Raw genomic sequence first — 17,454 nt, 5'->3', positions numbered from 1 at the left:
TTGGTCGCTCATTTGCGACTTCCTTATGTTAACATCTTCGTTTTTCGATGTCAACTAAGTTTTTCAATTTCTTTTTTTTGTCGTTTTCTGCGTTTCCGCATCAGCGACGGTTATTAATATATCATGGTGAAAAATGAAATGCAACACCTTTTATAAACTTTTTTTAAAACTGCCCACATTTCTTTTTTAATATCATATACTTAAACGAAATATCTCTTTCATGTATGAGTAATTCCTACATATATTTTATATAAAGTTACTCTATCAAAAAACGTTTCTTTCTATACTAAGCGTTTTATTCATATACCATATCATACAAGGAGGAATATATATGGACTATACCGATTTATTAATCAAACTAGGTCTCTCGGCTATTTTAGGGTTTGCCATTGGTTTAGAACGCGAATTAAAACGGAAACCACTTGGTTTAAAAACGTGTTTAGTTATTTCTATTATTAGTTGCCTCCTAACGATTGTTTCTATTAAAGCAGCTTATAACTTACCACATACCGATCATATGAATATGGATCCACTTCGACTTGCCGCTCAAATTGTATCAGGAATTGGTTTTTTAGGTGCTGGCGTAATTTTAAGAAGAGGCAACGATAGCATTGCAGGACTCACGACTGCCGCTATGATCTGGGGTGCTTCTGGTATTGGTATTGCCGTTGGAGCTGGTTTCTATATCGAGGCGATTTTCGGAATGTGTTTCCTTATGATTAGTGTCGAACTTATACCACTCGCGATGAAATATGTAGGCCCTAGGTCATTTCGTCAACGTGATATCGCTGTGAAACTTGTTGTACGAAATATGGACAATATCCCAATCGTAATTGAAGAAATAAAGGAAATGGATATAAAAGTTAAGAATATGAAGCTTAAAACATTAGAAAACGGTTCTCACTATTTACATCTTAAACTGTCCATTGATCAAAAAAGACCTACTGCTGATGTTTACTATGCTCTTCAACATCTTGAAAGTGTCCAACAAACTGAAGTGGAAAGTATGTAGCATAAAACAAACTCTCTTTAATTAGAGAGTTTTTCTTTTTTCTATAATGGTAACAATGAATGTAGTCCTGCAAAACAAGGAGGAATTTACTATTGAAATCCCGTCCGAATTTAGTAGATACATTTCGTGATTCCATTATTTTTCGTTTAATTTGTTTTATTATTGTATTCACTGCTTTTTCTGGTTTTCTTATACATAGATTAGAACCCTCTCATTTCACTACATGGTTTGACGGAATTTGGTGGTCAATCGTTACCATTTTTACAGTTGGATATGGCGACTTTGCTCCCCATACAACGATAGGAAAACTAATAGGTATAAGTATTATTTTATTAGGAACTGGCTTTTGTTCTTATTATATGGTTCTATTCGCTACTGAGATGATCAGTAAACAATATATGAAAATTAAAGGTGAAGAAGCCGCTACCTCTAACGGTCATATGATTATCGTTGGCTGGAATGAGCGTGCAAAACATGTTGTAAAGCAAATGCATGTATTACAACCAAACCTTGATATCGTTTTAATTGATGAAACACTTTCTTTACTCCCAAAACCATTTCATCATTTAGAATTTATAAAAGGTTGTCCGCACCACGATCAAACTTTATTAAAAGCTAATATTAAAACGGCACACACCATATTAATAACAGCGGATAAAGAAAAGAACGAAAGCTTAGCAGATACACAATCCATTTTAAATATTTTAACTGCAAAAGGACTCAATCCAAACATTCACTGCATCGCAGAACTACTTACTACTGAACAAATTCAAAATGCAACGAGAGCTGGCGCGTCAGAAATTATAGAAGGAAATAAATTAACGAGTTATGTATTTACCGCTTCTCTTTTATTCCCTTCTATTTCAGGTGTACTATTCTCACTTTACGATGAAATCTCTGATAATAAATTACAACTGATGGAGCTTTCTCCGTCCTGCACCGGACAAACCTTTGCAAATTGTAGCTATACCCTTTTAAAACAAAACATTCTCTTACTAGGTATAAAGCGCGACGATCAATATATGATTAACCCAGTCCATACTTTCATTCTTATCGAAAGCGACGTACTCATTGTTATTCACCATTAAGAAAATGTTTTTCTAGTTCCCGCATGAGCACTTTTCCAATATTGATATATTTTCTTTTCACTTCTGCATCTGGATCTTTCGGTTCAGCAAATTGATCCATCCCACTCGTTCCCGCGGTTAAAGTATTCACATTATCATCTAGTTCGTCTTGATATACGTGCGAAAGAATATACGGCGTTTCAAGACGGACTACTACACCAGGTACATCTAGTTCACCATCTACTGCTGTAAACGGCACTCGTAAAAATTGATACCCATCTTCTTCATCGATTTTGTAATCGAAGCATCCTTTATCATAATCCCAATTACCACCAATACTATATCCAAGTGGTTTCATAACCTCTTCTAATTTATATAACGCATATGTACGTCCTTCTAAATTTGATTGAATCGGAATCAAGTCCATCCCTCCAAGACTTTTCCTTTAGCATACCCACTCTAGTTTGAATATACTGATGGACTTTTCGATAAAATAATAAAAAGCGACCGGAATCCGGTCGCTTTTTATTATTTTAAACGCTCTTCTAATTCTGCTTTTAATTCTTCAAATCCTGGTTTACCAAGTAAAGCAAACATGTTTTTCTTGTATGCTTCTACGCCAGGTTGGTCAAATGGATTTACGCCTAATAAGTAGCCGCTCATCGCACATGCTTTTTCGAAGAAGTATACAAGGTAACCGAATGTGTACTCATTTAATTCAGGAATATTTACGATTAAATTTGGTACTCCCCCGTCGCTATGTGCAAGTAATGTACCTTCGTATGCTTTTGTGTTTACGAAGTCTACAGTTTCACCAGCAAGGTAGTTTAATCCGTCTAAATCGTTGTCTTCTAATTCGATTGTTAGTTCATGTGTAGATTTACCTACTTTAAGAACTGTTTCAAATAAGTCACGACGACCTTCTTGAACGTATTGACCTAATGAGTGTAAGTCAGTTGAGAAGTTTGCTGAAGATGGGAAAATACCTTTTTGATCTTTTCCTTCACTTTCACCAAATAACTGTTTCCACCACTCAGCGAAGTATTGAAGTGCTGGCTCATAGTTAACAAGCATTTCAATTGTTTTTCCTTTATTGTATAAAGCGTTACGAACTACTGCGTATTGGTAAGCTGGGTTTTCTGCTAGTTCTGATGTTCCGAAGTCATCATGACCAGCAGCTGCACCTTTCATCATCTCTTCAATATTTAAGCCACTTACTGCGATTGGTAATAAACCAACTGGCGTTAATACAGAGAAACGTCCTCCAACATCATCTGGAATAACGAATGTTTCGTAACCTTCGTTATCAGCTAATGTTTTTAATGCACCACGTGCTTTATCTGTAGTTGCATAAATACGTTTGCGAGCTTCTTCTTTTCCATACTTCTCTTCTAATAACTTACGGAAAATACGGAATGCTAGTGCTGGCTCTGTTGTTGTACCTGATTTGGAAATAACGTTAATAGAGAAGTCTTTACCTTCTAATACGTCCATTAAATCTTTCATGTAAGTGGAGCTAATGTTTTGTCCAACAAATAGCACTTGTGGAGTTTTACGTTGTTCTTTAGATAGCGTGTTGTAGAAAGAATGGCTTAACATTTCGATTGCTGCGCGTGCTCCTAGGTAAGAACCACCAATACCTACAACAAGTAAAATGTCAGAGTCGTTTTTAATTTTTTCTGCGCATTTTTGAATGCGAGCGAATTCTTCTTTGTCATATTGAAGCGGAAGGTCTACCCACCCAAGGAAATCGTTCCCAGCTCCAGTTTTTTCGTGGATTGCATGATGTGTTACTTTCACTGCATCACGTAAATAAGTGATTTCATGTTCACCGATGAAGGATAACGCTTTAGAATAGTCGAACGTTACATGTGTACTCATCTTTTTCCCTCCAATTATGGATATGTATTTCTGTATTCACTTTAGCGAAACTGAAGTTGTAAATCAAGCGATTCAACCATTGTAAACGTAACCAATATATATTTTTTAGAAAAAGTTCATTTTTTGCATAAAAATTCTCATTTTTCGGTATAGATGTATATACATCCTCTTTCGAACATTTTTTATGTATAAAAACAATATAACTACCCCATTCTATAAAAGAGTTAATTAACTCATCGCTTGCTCATGCTTCACAATTAAGGGGGGCTTTTTCATGAGTACTTTGCAACGTATCGCATTAGTCTTTACTGTAATTGGCGCTGTGAACTGGGGACTAATCGGATTTTTCCAGTTTGACTTAGTAGCAGCCATTTTTGGTGGACAAAATTCAGCTCTTGCACGTATTATTTACGGCATCGTTGGTATATCTGGGCTTATCAATCTTGGTTTACTGTTTAAACCATCTGAAAATCTTGGTACGCACCCAGAAACAAACGAAATTCGATAATCAGTATGTCCTTTCACCTCCGACATACGAATATGATTGCATGCAATCATATTTGCAAATATATATCATAAGATAAAGTAAAAGAGGAACGCTCATATGCGTTCCTCTTTTACTTTGTTAACTCGGACTCTTCAATCCATTCTGCCAACTTTTCTCGCAGCGTATTAAATCCGTTTTCAGATGGGTTCGGTATAAGAATCCTTCCTTGTTTTCTTTTCGCCGCTTTTAACGATAAACTCATTTTTCTGTGCTCTTCATCAATTGAAAGTACCTTTACTTCTACTGTATCGCCGACTTTTAAAAAGTCATGAATATCCTTTACATATCCATTTGTAATTTCAGATATATGCACAAGTCCTTGTGTTTCTGCATCTAACGCTACAAATGCACCGTAATCTTGAATTCCAGTCACTTTCCCTGTTACAACCACTCCTGTTGTATATTGTTCTGACATATGAAACACTCCCATACGTTTACCATTCTCTCTACAATTATAGAGAGCAAAGCAGATATATTTATTTTAAATATCCGATTGGTTAGTACGCATTCTAGATAATGATATCTAGAATGCGTATACCTTATATTAGTAAATTATACCACTATGACAGAACTCATTCAAAATTCATGAAAAATTTCCCTTAAAGAAGTATAATTCTCCAATATTGGGATAGACTACTAACACATGGCTTTCTAGTATTCCCCCCCTTTTATGGACAAAACGTATTACGTTTTGTCCTTTTTTTATTTTCTACAAATCGTTCCATTCTCTTCATCGCTTCCATAAGTTGTTCAAGCGACGTCGCATATGAACAACGAATAAATCCTTCACCACTTTCGCCAAATACGCTACCAGGGACAACGGCCACTTTTTCTTCCAACAATAACTGTTCTGCAAATTCCGATGAAGATAATCCGGTTGAAGATATAGCAGGAAAAACATAAAATGCTCCGCCCGGCACATGACACGTTAAGCCCATTTCATTGAAAGATGTCGTCATGAAGTTACGACGCTTCTTATAGCTATCTCTCATTCGAATTACTTCATCGTTCCCTGCGCGTAACGCCTCAAGTGCTGCAAACTGAGACATCGTCGGTGCACACATCATTGAATACTGATGGATTTTGAGCATTAATTCTGAAAATTGAACAGGAGCTGCAATCATACCGAGGCGCCATCCTGTCATCGCAAATCCTTTTGAAAATCCTGAAATTAAAATCGTATGCTCACGCATATTTTTAATACTCGCGAAACTTGTATATACTTCGTCGTATACAAGTTCTGCATAAATTTCATCAGATAATACGATTAAATTGTACTTCTCAACAATCACTGCTATTTCTTCAAGCTCGGATTTATTTAGCATTGCACCTGTCGGGTTATTTGGTGAACAAAGCAAAATTGCCTTTGTTTTCGCTGTAATAGCTGCTTCAATTTGTTCTGGTTGTACTTTAAACTCGTTTTCTAACGTAGTCGCCACAGGAACCGGAACTCCTCCAGCTAATGTCACAAGTGGTGCATAAGAAACGAAGCTCGGTTCAATAATGAGCACTTCATCATCAGGATTTATAATGGCGCGCATCGCTACATCTAACGCCTGGCTCGCTCCAACTGTAACAATGATTTCATCACTTGGATCATAAGATACTGCAAATTGTTTTTTTAGATACTTTGCTATTTCTTGACGGAGCTCTAATAATCCTGCATTTGCTGTATATGACGTATACCCTTGTTCCAAAGAACGAATACATGCTTGCCTTACATTCCAAGGTGTAACAAAATCCGGCTCTCCTACCCCGAGGGAAATAACGCCTTTCATATTTGCTGCTAAATCAAAAAATTTTCGAATACCAGATGGTTTTAAAGATTCTGCTGATCTAGATAGTTCAAATTGCTTCATGGTGTCACCACAATTCGCTTATCATCATCGTCTTTTTCATAAATAACGCCCTCATGTTTATACTTCTTCAAAATGAAATGAGTAGTTGTAGAAACAACAGATTCAATTGTTGCTAATTTCTCAGAAACAAACATCGCTACTTCCCCCATCGTTTTCCCTTCTAATGTAATAGAAAGATCATATGTCCCTGACATTAAATAAACGGATTTCACTTCTGAATAACGATAAATTTGTTCAGCAACCGCATCAAACCCAACGCCATGCTTTGGCGTAACTTTCACATCGATCATTGCCGTTAAACCTGTATGTTCTTTCACCTTCGTCCAATCAATATGTGTTACATAATCCACAATAATCTTTTCATTTTCTAACCTCGCAACCATCTTCTTTACTTCTTCTACCTCTATATTTAACAGCTTCGCTAATGTATCTACAGATAATCTACTACTCTTTTCAAGACAAGCTAATAATTCTAATTCTTTTTCTGTCACCATATAAATCATCCTTCCTTTTCGTTTGTGTTTAAATTATACAAATACCCTTTCCAGTTTGAAAAGAAGATTTTTCTATTGAATTATGTCAAAATAAAGTGAAACTTTAATCAGCGGAAAAATGCGTGATAAAGCGAAAGGGGATGGAACCGTGAAACCAAAAGTTTATATTGCTGAACCAGTTCCAACATTTGTAGAAAACTATTTATCAGAACACTGTGATTATGAAAAATGGGATCAAAATGAGAAAGTACCTCGTGATGTTCTATTAGAGAAAATACAAGATAAAGATGGGTTATTAAATTTCGGATCTGCTATTAATGAAGAATTACTGACAGTGGCTCCTAACTTAAAAGTAGTGAGCAACATTTCTGTCGGTTACGATAATTTTGATTTACAAGCGATGAAAAACCGAAATGTTATCGGAACGAATACACCATATGTATTAGATGATACAGTAGCTGATCTCGTTTTCGCCCTTATGCTATCAGCTGGGCGCCGCGTTTGCGAACTCGATTCTTACGTGAAAAATGGTGAATGGAACGCTGAAATCGGAAAAGAACACTTCGGACTAGATGTACACCATAGCACAATTGGTATTATCGGTATGGGCCGAATTGGAGAAGCCGTTGCAAAACGAGCAAAATTCGGATTTGATATGAATGTTCTTTACTATAACCGCCGTCGTAAAGAAGAAGCTGAACAAAAATTCGATGCTACATATTGTGATTTACAGACGCTACTGAAGCAGTCTGACTTTATTGTTCTTCTTACTCCATTAACAGATGAAACATATCACCTTATCGGAGAAAAGGAATTTTCATTAATGAAAGAAACAGCAATCTTCATTAATGCTTCTCGCGGGAAAACAGTAGATGAAGAAGCGTTAATCCATGCTTTAACAGAAAAGAAAATCTTTGCAGCAGGTATCGATACATTTACACAAGAGCCGATTCAAAAAGATAATCCACTCTTATCATTACAAAATGTTGTGACTTTACCACACATCGGATCTGCAACATTAAAAACTAGGCAGCAAATGGCTATGACCGCCGCTGAAAATTTAGTTGCAGGATTACAAGGAAAAACACCGCCTAATATTGTTCGCGGGTAATACTGAATAAACGAAAGGCAAGATGACGTCGTCATCTTGCCTTTTTTTGTTAACATATTTTCTTCTTCCTTGGAGATGATATGAACAAAAATCAATGGAGTGACAAAAAATGAATCACGAATATACTTGTCCTTATTTCACTTTTTCCACTCGCGGCACTACTATTCATTACGAATTGTATGAACACGATAACAAAACAGAACGTCCTACTTTCGTACTCGTTCACGGCTTTTTATCTTCCTCATTCAGTTACCGTCGTCTCATTCCCTTACTATCGAAAGCAGGAACAGTGATTGCTCTTGATTTACCACCGTTCGGAAAAAGTGATAAGTCTCATCTGTTTAAGTATTCTTATCACAATTTAGCAACGATTATTATTGATTTAATTGAACATTTATCTCTCTCAAACATTGTATTAGTTGGGCACTCTATGGGTGGGCAAATTTCTCTCTATGTAAACCGTATACGTCCTGAACTCATTTCAAAAACGATTTTACTATGTAGCTCTAGCTATTTAGCACGCGCAACCTTACCTTTACTATACTCTTCTTATTTACCGTTCTTTCATTTATATGTAAAGAACTGGATTATTAGACGCGGTATCGTTCATAACTTAATGAATGTCGTTCATGATCACTCATTAATTGACGATGAAATGAAAAAAGGTTACTCCGCTCCTTTTTATGACGACCGTATATTTCCCGCTTTAACTCGCATGATACGAGACCGTGAAGGTGACTTATCTTCAACTGAATTACAAAAAATCGAAACACCTACACTACTCATTTGGGGTGAAAAAGACCGCGTCGTCCCTGTACATGTAGGTCATCGTCTACACAAAGATTTACCGAATTCAAAATTTATTTCTTACGAAAATACAGGACATTTACTACCTGAAGAAAAGCCTGAACATGTTTATGAAGAAATTATCGCTTTTTCTGCGCAATAAAGTGAAACTTTAATTAGCCCCCACCTAACTTCTTTGCTTCTGCTGAATTTTGAGGTGGGGGTCTTACTCCCCGGCAAATAGTGGGATAATATAAAAAAGGCCGTCGGAAATTCCGACAGCCTATAATGAACAGCTTCCGCCTTCTTTTATTACAAGTAATTCCACAGCTAATTTCTCACATTTTTCAAGCGCAGGTACTTCCTCAAAAGACATAAAGTATATATGTTGAATCTTCTTTGCGATGTATTTTGGATCATCAAACACACTTATGACGTTCACAACATCGCTCGCTTCTGTTTCATAAAACTCCGGTCCCATTTGAAACGGATCCCAATTCTTCACAACCTCTATCATCTTTTCATATGTACCCATTCGCTTCCCGCCTTTTCACTTTTTAATACTTTTCTTTATCCTATCACATCAGCTATTCTATAAGAAGAGAGAGAACTTTCATAACTTATTGGTTTTACAGAAGAAGGGGGCAAACGTATGCAACTATTTCATAAAGCAATCAATCGACGTGGAACGCATAGTATAAAATGGGATACATATAAAAACGAAGAACTTATCCATGCTTGGATTGCTGATATGGATTTTGAAGTACCAACACAAATTCAAACTGCTTTAAAGAAACGTATTGAGCATCCTATTTTCGGCTATACACTTCCTCCCGAAAATATTGGAGATATTATTTGTAACTGGACAAAAAAACAATATAACTGGGACATTCAAAAAGAATGGATTGTTTTTAGCGCGGGAATCGTTCCAGCTCTTAGTACGAGCATACAGGCTTTCACAAAAGAAAACGAATCCGTTCTCGTACAACCACCTATTTATCCTCCATTTTTCGAAATGGTCACAACAAACAACAGGCAGTTATGCGTGAGTCCATTACAGAAACAAAATGATACATATGTGATAGACTTCGAGCATTTAGAAAAGCAGTTTCAGCAAGGTGTCAAACTCATGCTTCTTTGTAGCCCTCATAACCCAATCGGACGCGTTTGGACGAAAGAGGAACTTGTGCAGCTCGGATTGTTATGTACTAAATATGACGTTATCGTTGTCGCGGATGAAATTCATTCCGATATCATTTATGCAGACCATACACATACGCCGTTCGCTTCCTTATCTGAAGAATTAGCAGAGCGCACTATCACTTGTATGGCTCCAAGTAAAACATTTAATATCGCTGGATTACAAGCTTCGATTATTATCATTCCAAACGAAAAACTCCGTCACGCCTTTACAGCTATCCAATATAGACAAGGCTTCCACGGGTTAAATATCTTTGCCTACACAGCGATGCAAAGTGCCTATACAGAATGTAATGATTGGTTAAACGAAATTCGATTATATATAGAAGATAATGCTCAATTTGCTTGTGAATATATTAAAACTCACATACCTGCTCTTTCCGTAACGAAGCCAGAAGGTAGCTTTTTATTATGGATTGATTGTTCTCGTCTAAAGCTTTCTCAAAACGAGCGTACTGCATTACTTGAGGAAAAAGGAAAAATCATCGTTGAACCTGGTGAGAAATACGGGTTAGGTGGCGAAGAACATATTCGAATTAACATCGGCTGTCCACGATCTGTTTTAGAAGAAATTTTGAACAGACTGCGTCATACGTTTTCATAATAATAGAGGAGTCTGTCCCCTAATCATTCTTGGACAGACTCCTTTGTCATATTTTGTCGGTAAGTCGATATATTTCAAGTTACGGTCGATATATTCCAATAATCGCTGATATATTTTCACTTATACTACACAAAAAAAGCTACCAGCACGGTAGCTTTTACTTTTTCTTCATATCCGCTGCTTTTTTTACAATTACACCACAAGCAATTCGATCGCCTGATTTACCTGTCGGTTGTGTCATACCATCATCAGGGTTTTCTGTAATAATAATAGACGCTCCATCTTTTCTATGAATCGTCGTTTTTCCTTCTTCAAGTGTGATGTGAGGTGCATCGATTTCCGCTTTAATCTTCCCAGAACCATCTGCAACTACGTTCGGTAAATCACCGTTTTCTGCACCCTTCGGATTAAGAAGACCATGTTTTTTATCATCAGGATTAAAATGATTCCCGGATGATTCAAAACGAGGTGCCTTACACTCTCCGATTTCATGTACATGTAGTCCGTGTGGTCCTGGCGTGAAACCTTCTCCTTTAATCGTAATTTTCACGCCACTTGTTTGCTGCACTACTTTCGCAGTCCCTACTTCATCTCCTGAAGCATTATGTAATTTCACTTCAATTTCTTTCGGCTTTCCTTGGTCACAACCTGCCATCAGAAATAATAAACAACAACTGAAAAAAAGCCGTTTCTTCATTCCATTCCCTCCAAAATATATTCTGCCCTTAGATTGTCCGAGCATAGAGGGAAACATACAAAAATGCGTTACTGTTTCTTTTCAGCTAATAGTTTTTCTTCAACTTTCTGTAATCGCTCCGCTTCGCGTTTTGATACACGAATGAACATACGCCACGTAGCAACGGCACCAATTATAAATAGCACGCAAACAATCCCTGGAATAATATATTCTGTTTTATCTTCCGGAAAATATAAAGGCATCATATAGAACACTCCTTATTATAGGATTTGTAAAACATCAGAATTTTCTGTTATATAACTTTAAATTATAGTGGAACCTATCCATATTCTCAAGGGGGCGTTCCGAAAGTGAATGATTTCTTTGACTCCTTCTCCTACTTTCCTTACTATAAACTTGAGGTGAAAAATATGAGAGAAACATTTGAAATTGGTGAAATCGTTACTGGTATTTATAAAACTGGCAAATACATCGGCGAAGTTACAAATAGCCGCCCTGGCAGTTACGTCGTAAAAGTATTAGCTGTTTTAAAACATCCGGTGCAAGGTGACTTACATAACGTAAAACAAGCTGACGTACCATTTTTCCATGAAAGACGCGCTTTAGCTTTCCGTGAACAGACGAACATTCCAGAGCAAATGGTGAAAAAATATGAAGGAGAAATTCCGGATTATACCGAGTCACTAAAATTAGCATTAGAAACCCAAATGAATTCATTTTCTGAAGATGATTCACCTTTTGCAGAGCGTAGTCTAGAAACATTAGAACAGTTAAAGAAAGACTACAAACTTTAAAAAACAAAACGACCAAATTACATAATGTGCAATTTGGTCGTTACTGTGTGCTCACTTTCTTTAACACTTTTGAAAAATCAACGAGTTCTCCTAATGTTGGAGGTGCTGGTTTTACTAAATACTCTTTATCTTTTTCTACTAGTTTAAAAATATTGTACGTCGTCATCGCATCATCAAGCGCACAATGATGCTTCCCTGTCCCTACTTTTCCGTACGCCTCAATTGCTTTCCATAATCCTGTTTGATTTCTTTCTCCAAAAAACTTCTTATACTCAAGCGATAAATCACGACACTGTCCGAAGAATGGAAAAGCTATCCCTGCCATTTCACAATTATGCTTCAGCACTTTCATATCCATATTTCCCCACGTTACAATTGTCGGTTTACATTTCGTTTCGTATTCCGCAAGCTTCTTAACGAGTTCAGGAAATGAAATCCCTTTATCCACGACTTCTTGTTTTATTCCTAAAAACTTCTTACATCGATCCGTTAAAGAGGGAAATGTTTTCGGCCTGACATGTGATGAATACGTATCTTCCACCTTACGGCCAGCAACTGAAACGAGTCCTACCTCAATAATTTCCGGAAAAAATCCTTTCGGTTTCTTTCTATGCTGGGGCATCGTAAACTCAAAGTCTAAAAATAAAAATCGTTGTTCATCCATACGATCCCTTCCTTATCATTTTTATCATTCCTTTCTATTTGACACTCCTACACGAACAAGCTCGAATGCTAATTCCATTTTAAATATTCAGATTGGATGTATCTTATATATATGTCAAATGCCCACAAATATTTTAAAAAATAAGAAAAAATGACCTATGCAGAAAATATGACAAAATCCCTCCTTTCATTTACATCCGCAGTTTTTCTACTTTATAATGACGTTATGTGTGTTTCATCTAGTTAATATTTGACACACTAAGAAAAATGAATGAAAGGAGATGAGATTTTTGCACGAAACAACGCAAGAACTCGCTAACTGGCAGTATTATTTTGCTATCGCAGTCTTTTTAATTACATATGCCATTATTATTTCTGAAAAAATTAATCGCGCTGTCATCGCACTTCTTGGTGCAGCATTCATGGTAATTGTGGGGGTCGTCGATTTACATAACGCCTTTACGAAACATATTGAATGGGGAACGATTACGCTACTCATCGGTATGATGATTTTGGTGAACATTACGAGTAAATCAGGTGTTTTCCAATACGTTGCCATTAAAGCAGCAAAAGGGGCACAAGGAAATCCAATTAAAATTTTAATTTCCCTTTCCCTACTTACCGCGCTTGGCTCCGCATTTTTAGATAACGTTACAACTGTACTTCTTGTTGTTCCAGTTACTTTATCTATTACGCGCATACTGCAAGTAAATCCTGTTCCATATTTACTTTCTGAAATTATTTTTTCAAACATTGGGGGAACGGCAACATTAATTGGTGATCCACCTAACATTATGATTGGTTCTGCCAATAAGCATTTAGACTTCAATGCTTTCCTATTGAATCTAGCACCAATCGTAATTATTATTATTGGCGTTACAGCAACCATACTTTACTTCATGTACCGTAAACAATTAATTGCCGATCCTGTACAGGTTAAAAAATTAATGAGCTTAGATGAAAAACAATACATTAAAGATCCAGTATTAATGAAAAAATCTTTAACGGTGCTTGGACTTACGATTGTAGGTTTCATGACTCATTCTATTTTCCATATTGATGCGGCTATCATTGCCTTAACTGGTGCTACTGTACTTATGTTAATTGGTGTGAAAGAGCATGAAATTGAAGAAGTATTTGCAAGCGTAGAGTGGGTAACAATCTTCTTCTTCGCAGGGCTATTCGTACTTGTTGGAGGACTTATCGATATCGGTCTTATTAAAATGTTAGCTCAAAAAGTAATTGGTATAACAGGCGGAGATATTTCTTACGCATCCATCCTTATTTTATGGGTATCTGGTATCGCCTCTGCAACAATTGATAACATCCCATTCGTCGCAACAATGATTCCACTTATTAACGATATGGCTGTCGGGCTAGGCTTATCACCATCTGACGCACAAATCGATGTATTATGGTGGGCATTAGCACTAGGTGCTTGTCTCGGTGGAAACGGAACATTAATCGGAGCTTCTGCTAACGTAATCGTTGCAGGTATTGCGAGCCGCGAAGGACATAAATTTAGTTACATGGAATTCCTAAAAGTCGGTTTCCCAATTATGATCGTTTCATTAATCATTTCTCACATTTATATTTATTTACGCTACCTTATGTAGTAAAAAGAGCGCTCTGATAATCAGGGCGCTTTTTTACTTATATCTAAAATATATCGACTTATCAACAAAAACGAAAAATCTACTCTTTATATCTCACCGGTTCATTTCGAATAATAAATAAATGAATCGGTAAGAACACCGAAAATGTGATTACATGAATAATCGTAAATAATATAGAGTTCGTTCCATATCTGTCTAAAATAGCGTAGATAAGATAAATAGATAATACAATCGATACAGCTGTTGCTAGTAAACTTATAATTGGTACGAAATTAAAAATGAAACATGCAACATATATACCGAATACTTTCCACCCTGCTTCTTCTTTCAAAAAATCTGGTAATTTATCTTTCGCTAAGTCACCCCACGTCTTACTATTCAAAAACGGAATAAACGCAAGCACCCCGTCCGTTGCACCATCATTTTTCGCCATCGAATAAAGTGCAAAAGCCGTTAACAAATATGAAATAATTGCCCAAATCAATATAACAAGAATAAACGCAAAACTAAGAGCAAAGAAACCTGCTAGTACGCCTTGATCCTCCATCTTATCCTCTCCTCTCTACTTTCAACATATTTCATTACATTGCAAGTTATGTTTTAAAATTTATCCAAACTCTTTGTATAATAAGAGAAGAAAGAGAATAAGAGAGGAGAAACACTTATGCATCCATTTGTAAAAGCATTACAAGAGCATTTCACAGCTCATAAAAATCCTGAAAAAGCAGAACCTATGGCTCGTTATATGAAAAATCACTTCCCATTTCTAGGTATTCAAACACCGGAAAGACGCCAATTATTAAAAGACGTCATTCAAATACATACTCTCCCAGATAAAAAAGACTTCCAAATTATCGTACGTGAGCTTTGGGACTTACCAGAACGTGAATTCCAAGCGGCCGCACTTGATATTATGCAAAAATATAAAAAGCATATAAACGAAACTCATATCCCCTTCTTAGAAGAACTTATTGTCACAAAATCTTGGTGGGACTCTGTCGATAGCATCGTCCCTACATTCTTAGGTACTATCTTTTTAAAACACCCAGAATTGATTTCTGCTTATATTCCAAAATGGATTGCATCAGATAACATATGGTTACAACGCGCCGCTATTTTATTCCAACTGAAATATAAACAAAAGATGGATGAGGAACTTCTTTTCTGGATTATTGGACAACTACATTCTTCAAAAGAATTTTTCATTCAAAAAGCGATTGGCTGGGTCCTTCGTGAATATGCAAAAACAAATCCGGATGTAGTTTGGGAATACGTGCAAAACAACGAGCTCGCTCCATTAAGTAAGCGTGAAGCAATTAAGCATATTAAAGAAAATTACGGAATAAATAATGAAAAAATAGGCGAGACTCTATCATAGATAGACGCGTTCCTCTATTGAGATTTAAAAAAGAACGTGTTAGAATATGTTCATTATTACTAATATAAGTAGCGATGACGGACTTATAAGTACTTGCATAAAAAGCGATTCAGGGATAGTGAAAGCCTGAAGCCGCAAGGAAACGGCAGTCCCGAGCAATACATGATAAAGTGGATGCACCTTTTGTGTATCAACTAGGGTGGAACCGCGGGCAAACGCTCGTCCCTAGGCAAATAGCCTTGGGATGAGCGTTTTTTTATGTTCTTTTTAGCTATACTGCTCGTTTCCAAAGTATCAGAGTATGTCATCGCCAATACGTTAACTTTCAAAAGGAGGATTTTCTTATGTATTCAATGGAACAAGTTGTAAACTTAGCGAAACATCGCGGTTTTGTTTTCCCTGGTTCTGAAATTTACGGTGGTCTTGCAAACACTTGGGATTACGGTCCACTTGGAATCGAATTAAAAAATAACGTTAAAAAAGCTTGGTGGAAAAAATTCATTCAAGAATCTCCATACAACGTTGGTTTAGACGCAGCTATTTTAATGAACCCTAAAACTTGGATCGCTTCTGGTCACGTTGGTAACTTCAACGATCCAATGATCGACTGTAAAAAATGTAAAGCTCGTCACCGTGCTGACAAATTAATTGAGGATGCTTTAGATGCAAAAGGCATCGAAATGGTTGTTGATGGTCTTACTTTCGACCAAATGGCTGACTTAATGAAAGAACATGAAGTAAAATGTCCTGATTGCGGTAGTGAAGAATTCACTGAAATCCGTCAGTTCAACTTAATGTTCAAAACATTCCAAGGTGTTACAGAGTCTAGCACAAACGAAATCTTCCTTCGTCCTGAAACAGCACAAGGTATTTTCGTAAACTTCAAAAACGTTCAACGCTCTATGCGTAAAAAGCTTCCATTTGGTATTGGCCAAATCGGTAAGAGTTTCCGTAACGAAATCACGCCTGGTAACTTCACATTCCGTACACGTGAATTCGAACAAATGGAACTTGAATTCTTCTGTAAGCCTGGTGAAGATTTAGAGTGGTTCGCATTCTGGCGTGAAACTTGTAAAAACTGGTTACTTTCACTTGGTATGACTGAAGAGAGCATGCGTCTTCGTGACCACGGTGAAGAAGAGTTATCTCACTATAGTAATGCAACAACTGACATTGAATTCAAATTCCCATTCGGTTGGGGCGAACTTTGGGGCGTTGCATCTCGTACAGACTTCGACTTAAAACGTCACATGGAACACTCAAACGAAGACTTTAACTATATCGATCCACAAACGAATGAGCGTTACGTACCATACTGCATCGAGCCATCTTTAGGCGCAGACCGTGTAACATTAGCATTCTTATGTGATGCATATGAAGAAGAGCAATTAGAAAACGATTCTCGTACAGTTCTTCGTTTCCACCCTGCTTTAGCACCATACAAAGCAGCTATCTTACCATTATCTAAAAAGCTATCTGAAGGTGCTACTGAAGTATTCGCAGAATTAGCTAAAGACTTCATGGTAGACTTTGATGAAACTGGTTCTATCGGTAAACGTTACCGTCGTCAAGACGAAATCGGTACACCATTCTGTATCACATACGACTTCGACTCAGTTGAAGACAAAGCTGTTACAGTACGTGACCGTGATACAATGGAACAAGTTCGTATGCCAATTAGCGAACTAAAAGGTTTCTTAGAGAAGAAAATCCAGTTCTAATTATAAGAAAAAGAGGCTGCTCAT

At 36.8% G+C, this 17,454-nt stretch carries 20 protein-coding genes; 10 read left to right on the top strand and 10 right to left on the bottom strand.

The features are described from left to right. Positions 1–331 precede the first annotated feature (331 nt). Together ACQRBL_RS24655 and ACQRBL_RS24650 are read left to right on the top strand one after the other, a co-directional pair. Positions 332–1,012, top strand: coding sequence for an MgtC/SapB family protein (locus tag ACQRBL_RS24655; RefSeq protein WP_000386677.1), 681 nt, complete (start codon positions 332–334; stop codon positions 1,010–1,012). 92 nt (positions 1,013–1,104) lie between these two features. Then, complete coding sequence (locus ACQRBL_RS24650) at positions 1,105–2,100, top strand: potassium channel family protein (protein WP_000842316.1); 996 nt, start codon at positions 1,105–1,107, stop codon at positions 2,098–2,100. On the opposite strand, the gene ACQRBL_RS24645 is transcribed toward ACQRBL_RS24650, so the two are convergent. Both ACQRBL_RS24645 and ACQRBL_RS24640 read right to left on the bottom strand, forming a co-directional pair. Then, a complete protein-coding gene (locus tag ACQRBL_RS24645) occupies positions 2,087–2,500 on the bottom strand; it encodes a YugN-like family protein (protein WP_000612347.1) in 414 nt (137 codons plus the stop codon). The two genes, ACQRBL_RS24650 and ACQRBL_RS24645, sit on opposite strands and share 14 nt — an antisense overlap. 107 nt (positions 2,501–2,607) lie before the next feature. Next, positions 2,608–3,960, bottom strand: coding sequence for a glucose-6-phosphate isomerase (locus ACQRBL_RS24640; protein WP_000103663.1), 1,353 nt, complete (start codon positions 3,958–3,960; stop codon positions 2,608–2,610). 274 nt (positions 3,961–4,234) lie between these two features. On the opposite strand from ACQRBL_RS24640, the gene ACQRBL_RS24635 reads away from it, so the two are divergent. Next, positions 4,235–4,468, top strand: a complete 234-nt coding sequence (locus ACQRBL_RS24635; RefSeq protein ID WP_000105788.1) for a DUF378 domain-containing protein — start codon at positions 4,235–4,237, stop codon at positions 4,466–4,468. 109 nt (positions 4,469–4,577) lie between these two features. Here the strand turns inward: ACQRBL_RS24635 and yugI are convergent, their stop codons facing one another. From yugI to ACQRBL_RS24620, 3 genes are all read right to left on the bottom strand, one after another. Then, entirely contained in the window at positions 4,578–4,922 is a 345-nt protein-coding gene (gene yugI, locus ACQRBL_RS24630; protein ID WP_000003764.1) for a S1 domain-containing post-transcriptional regulator GSP13, read from the bottom strand. A 253-nt stretch (positions 4,923–5,175) separates the two neighbouring features. Beyond that, positions 5,176–6,366 carry an aminotransferase gene (locus ACQRBL_RS24625; RefSeq protein ID WP_411996393.1) on the bottom strand — a complete coding sequence of 397 codons (1,191 nt, stop codon included), beginning with the start codon at positions 6,364–6,366 and terminating at the stop codon, positions 5,176–5,178. Next, entirely contained in the window at positions 6,363–6,860 is a 498-nt protein-coding gene (locus tag ACQRBL_RS24620) for an Lrp/AsnC family transcriptional regulator (RefSeq protein ID WP_000255696.1), read from the bottom strand. Before ACQRBL_RS24620 ends, ACQRBL_RS24625 begins: the two co-directional genes overlap by 4 nt. Before the next feature lie 118 nt (positions 6,861–6,978). Between ACQRBL_RS24620 and ACQRBL_RS24615 the strand changes: the two genes are divergently transcribed. Beyond that, entirely contained in the window at positions 6,979–7,971 is a 993-nt protein-coding gene (locus ACQRBL_RS24615) for a 2-hydroxyacid dehydrogenase (RefSeq protein ID WP_002094180.1), read from the top strand. A gap of 109 nt (positions 7,972–8,080) precedes the next feature. Next, positions 8,081–8,920, top strand: a complete 840-nt coding sequence (locus ACQRBL_RS24610) for an alpha/beta fold hydrolase (protein ID WP_001015204.1) — start codon at positions 8,081–8,083, stop codon at positions 8,918–8,920. 120 nt (positions 8,921–9,040) lie between these two features. Here ACQRBL_RS24610 and ACQRBL_RS24605 read toward each other — a convergent pair whose 3' ends face one another. Next, on the bottom strand, positions 9,041–9,292 hold the full coding sequence (locus tag ACQRBL_RS24605; protein WP_000537641.1) for a YugE family protein: 252 nt from the start codon (positions 9,290–9,292) through the stop codon (positions 9,041–9,043). Positions 9,293–9,409: 117 nt separating this feature from the next. On the opposite strand from ACQRBL_RS24605, the gene ACQRBL_RS24600 reads away from it, so the two are divergent. Next, the gene (locus ACQRBL_RS24600) at positions 9,410–10,561 is read left to right on the top strand and encodes a MalY/PatB family protein (protein ID WP_001175830.1); all 1,152 of its coding nucleotides are present in this window, start codon (positions 9,410–9,412) and stop codon (positions 10,559–10,561) included. A gap of 157 nt (positions 10,562–10,718) precedes the next feature. On the opposite strand, the gene sodC is transcribed toward ACQRBL_RS24600, so the two are convergent. Together sodC and ACQRBL_RS24590 are read right to left on the bottom strand one after the other, a co-directional pair. After that, entirely contained in the window at positions 10,719–11,258 is a 540-nt protein-coding gene (gene sodC / locus ACQRBL_RS24595) for a superoxide dismutase [Cu-Zn] (protein WP_023523265.1), read from the bottom strand. A gap of 68 nt (positions 11,259–11,326) precedes the next feature. Next, positions 11,327–11,503 (bottom strand): hypothetical protein, encoded by a 177-nt coding sequence (locus tag ACQRBL_RS24590; protein ID WP_000982763.1) that lies wholly within the window; start codon positions 11,501–11,503, stop codon positions 11,327–11,329. A gap of 165 nt (positions 11,504–11,668) precedes the next feature. On the opposite strand from ACQRBL_RS24590, the gene ACQRBL_RS24585 reads away from it, so the two are divergent. Beyond that, complete coding sequence (locus ACQRBL_RS24585; protein WP_001209343.1) at positions 11,669–12,052, top strand: kinase-associated lipoprotein B; 384 nt, start codon at positions 11,669–11,671, stop codon at positions 12,050–12,052. Positions 12,053–12,092: 40 nt separating this feature from the next. Here ACQRBL_RS24585 and kapD read toward each other — a convergent pair whose 3' ends face one another. Next, a complete protein-coding gene (kapD, locus tag ACQRBL_RS24580) occupies positions 12,093–12,716 on the bottom strand; it encodes a 3'-5' exonuclease KapD (protein ID WP_000344360.1) in 624 nt (207 codons plus the stop codon). A gap of 289 nt (positions 12,717–13,005) precedes the next feature. Between kapD and ACQRBL_RS24575 the strand changes: the two genes are divergently transcribed. Continuing rightward, on the top strand, positions 13,006–14,331 hold the full coding sequence (locus tag ACQRBL_RS24575; protein ID WP_000545210.1) for an ArsB/NhaD family transporter: 1,326 nt from the start codon (positions 13,006–13,008) through the stop codon (positions 14,329–14,331). 79 nt (positions 14,332–14,410) lie between these two features. On the opposite strand, the gene ACQRBL_RS24570 is transcribed toward ACQRBL_RS24575, so the two are convergent. Then, entirely contained in the window at positions 14,411–14,878 is a 468-nt protein-coding gene (locus ACQRBL_RS24570; RefSeq protein WP_000390061.1) for a hypothetical protein, read from the bottom strand. 117 nt (positions 14,879–14,995) lie between these two features. Here ACQRBL_RS24570 and ACQRBL_RS24565 point away from each other — a divergent pair, with 117 nt between their 5' ends. Next, positions 14,996–15,709: a DNA alkylation repair protein gene (locus tag ACQRBL_RS24565; RefSeq protein ID WP_023523268.1), complete on the top strand. Its 714-nt coding sequence runs from the start codon at positions 14,996–14,998 to the stop codon at positions 15,707–15,709. Between the two features lie 344 nt (positions 15,710–16,053). Then, positions 16,054–17,430 carry a glycine--tRNA ligase gene (locus ACQRBL_RS24560; protein ID WP_000287154.1) on the top strand — a complete coding sequence of 459 codons (1,377 nt, stop codon included), beginning with the start codon at positions 16,054–16,056 and terminating at the stop codon, positions 17,428–17,430. Positions 17,431–17,454: the final 24 nt, after the last annotated feature.

It is taken from the genome of Bacillus sp. AF62, assembly GCF_050312695.1.
Classification (GTDB): Bacteria; Bacillota; Bacilli; order Bacillales; family Bacillaceae_G; genus Bacillus_A; species Bacillus_A cereus.
Note: the sequence above shows the minus strand (reverse complement) of the source record. Positions and strands in the feature narration are given on the sequence as shown.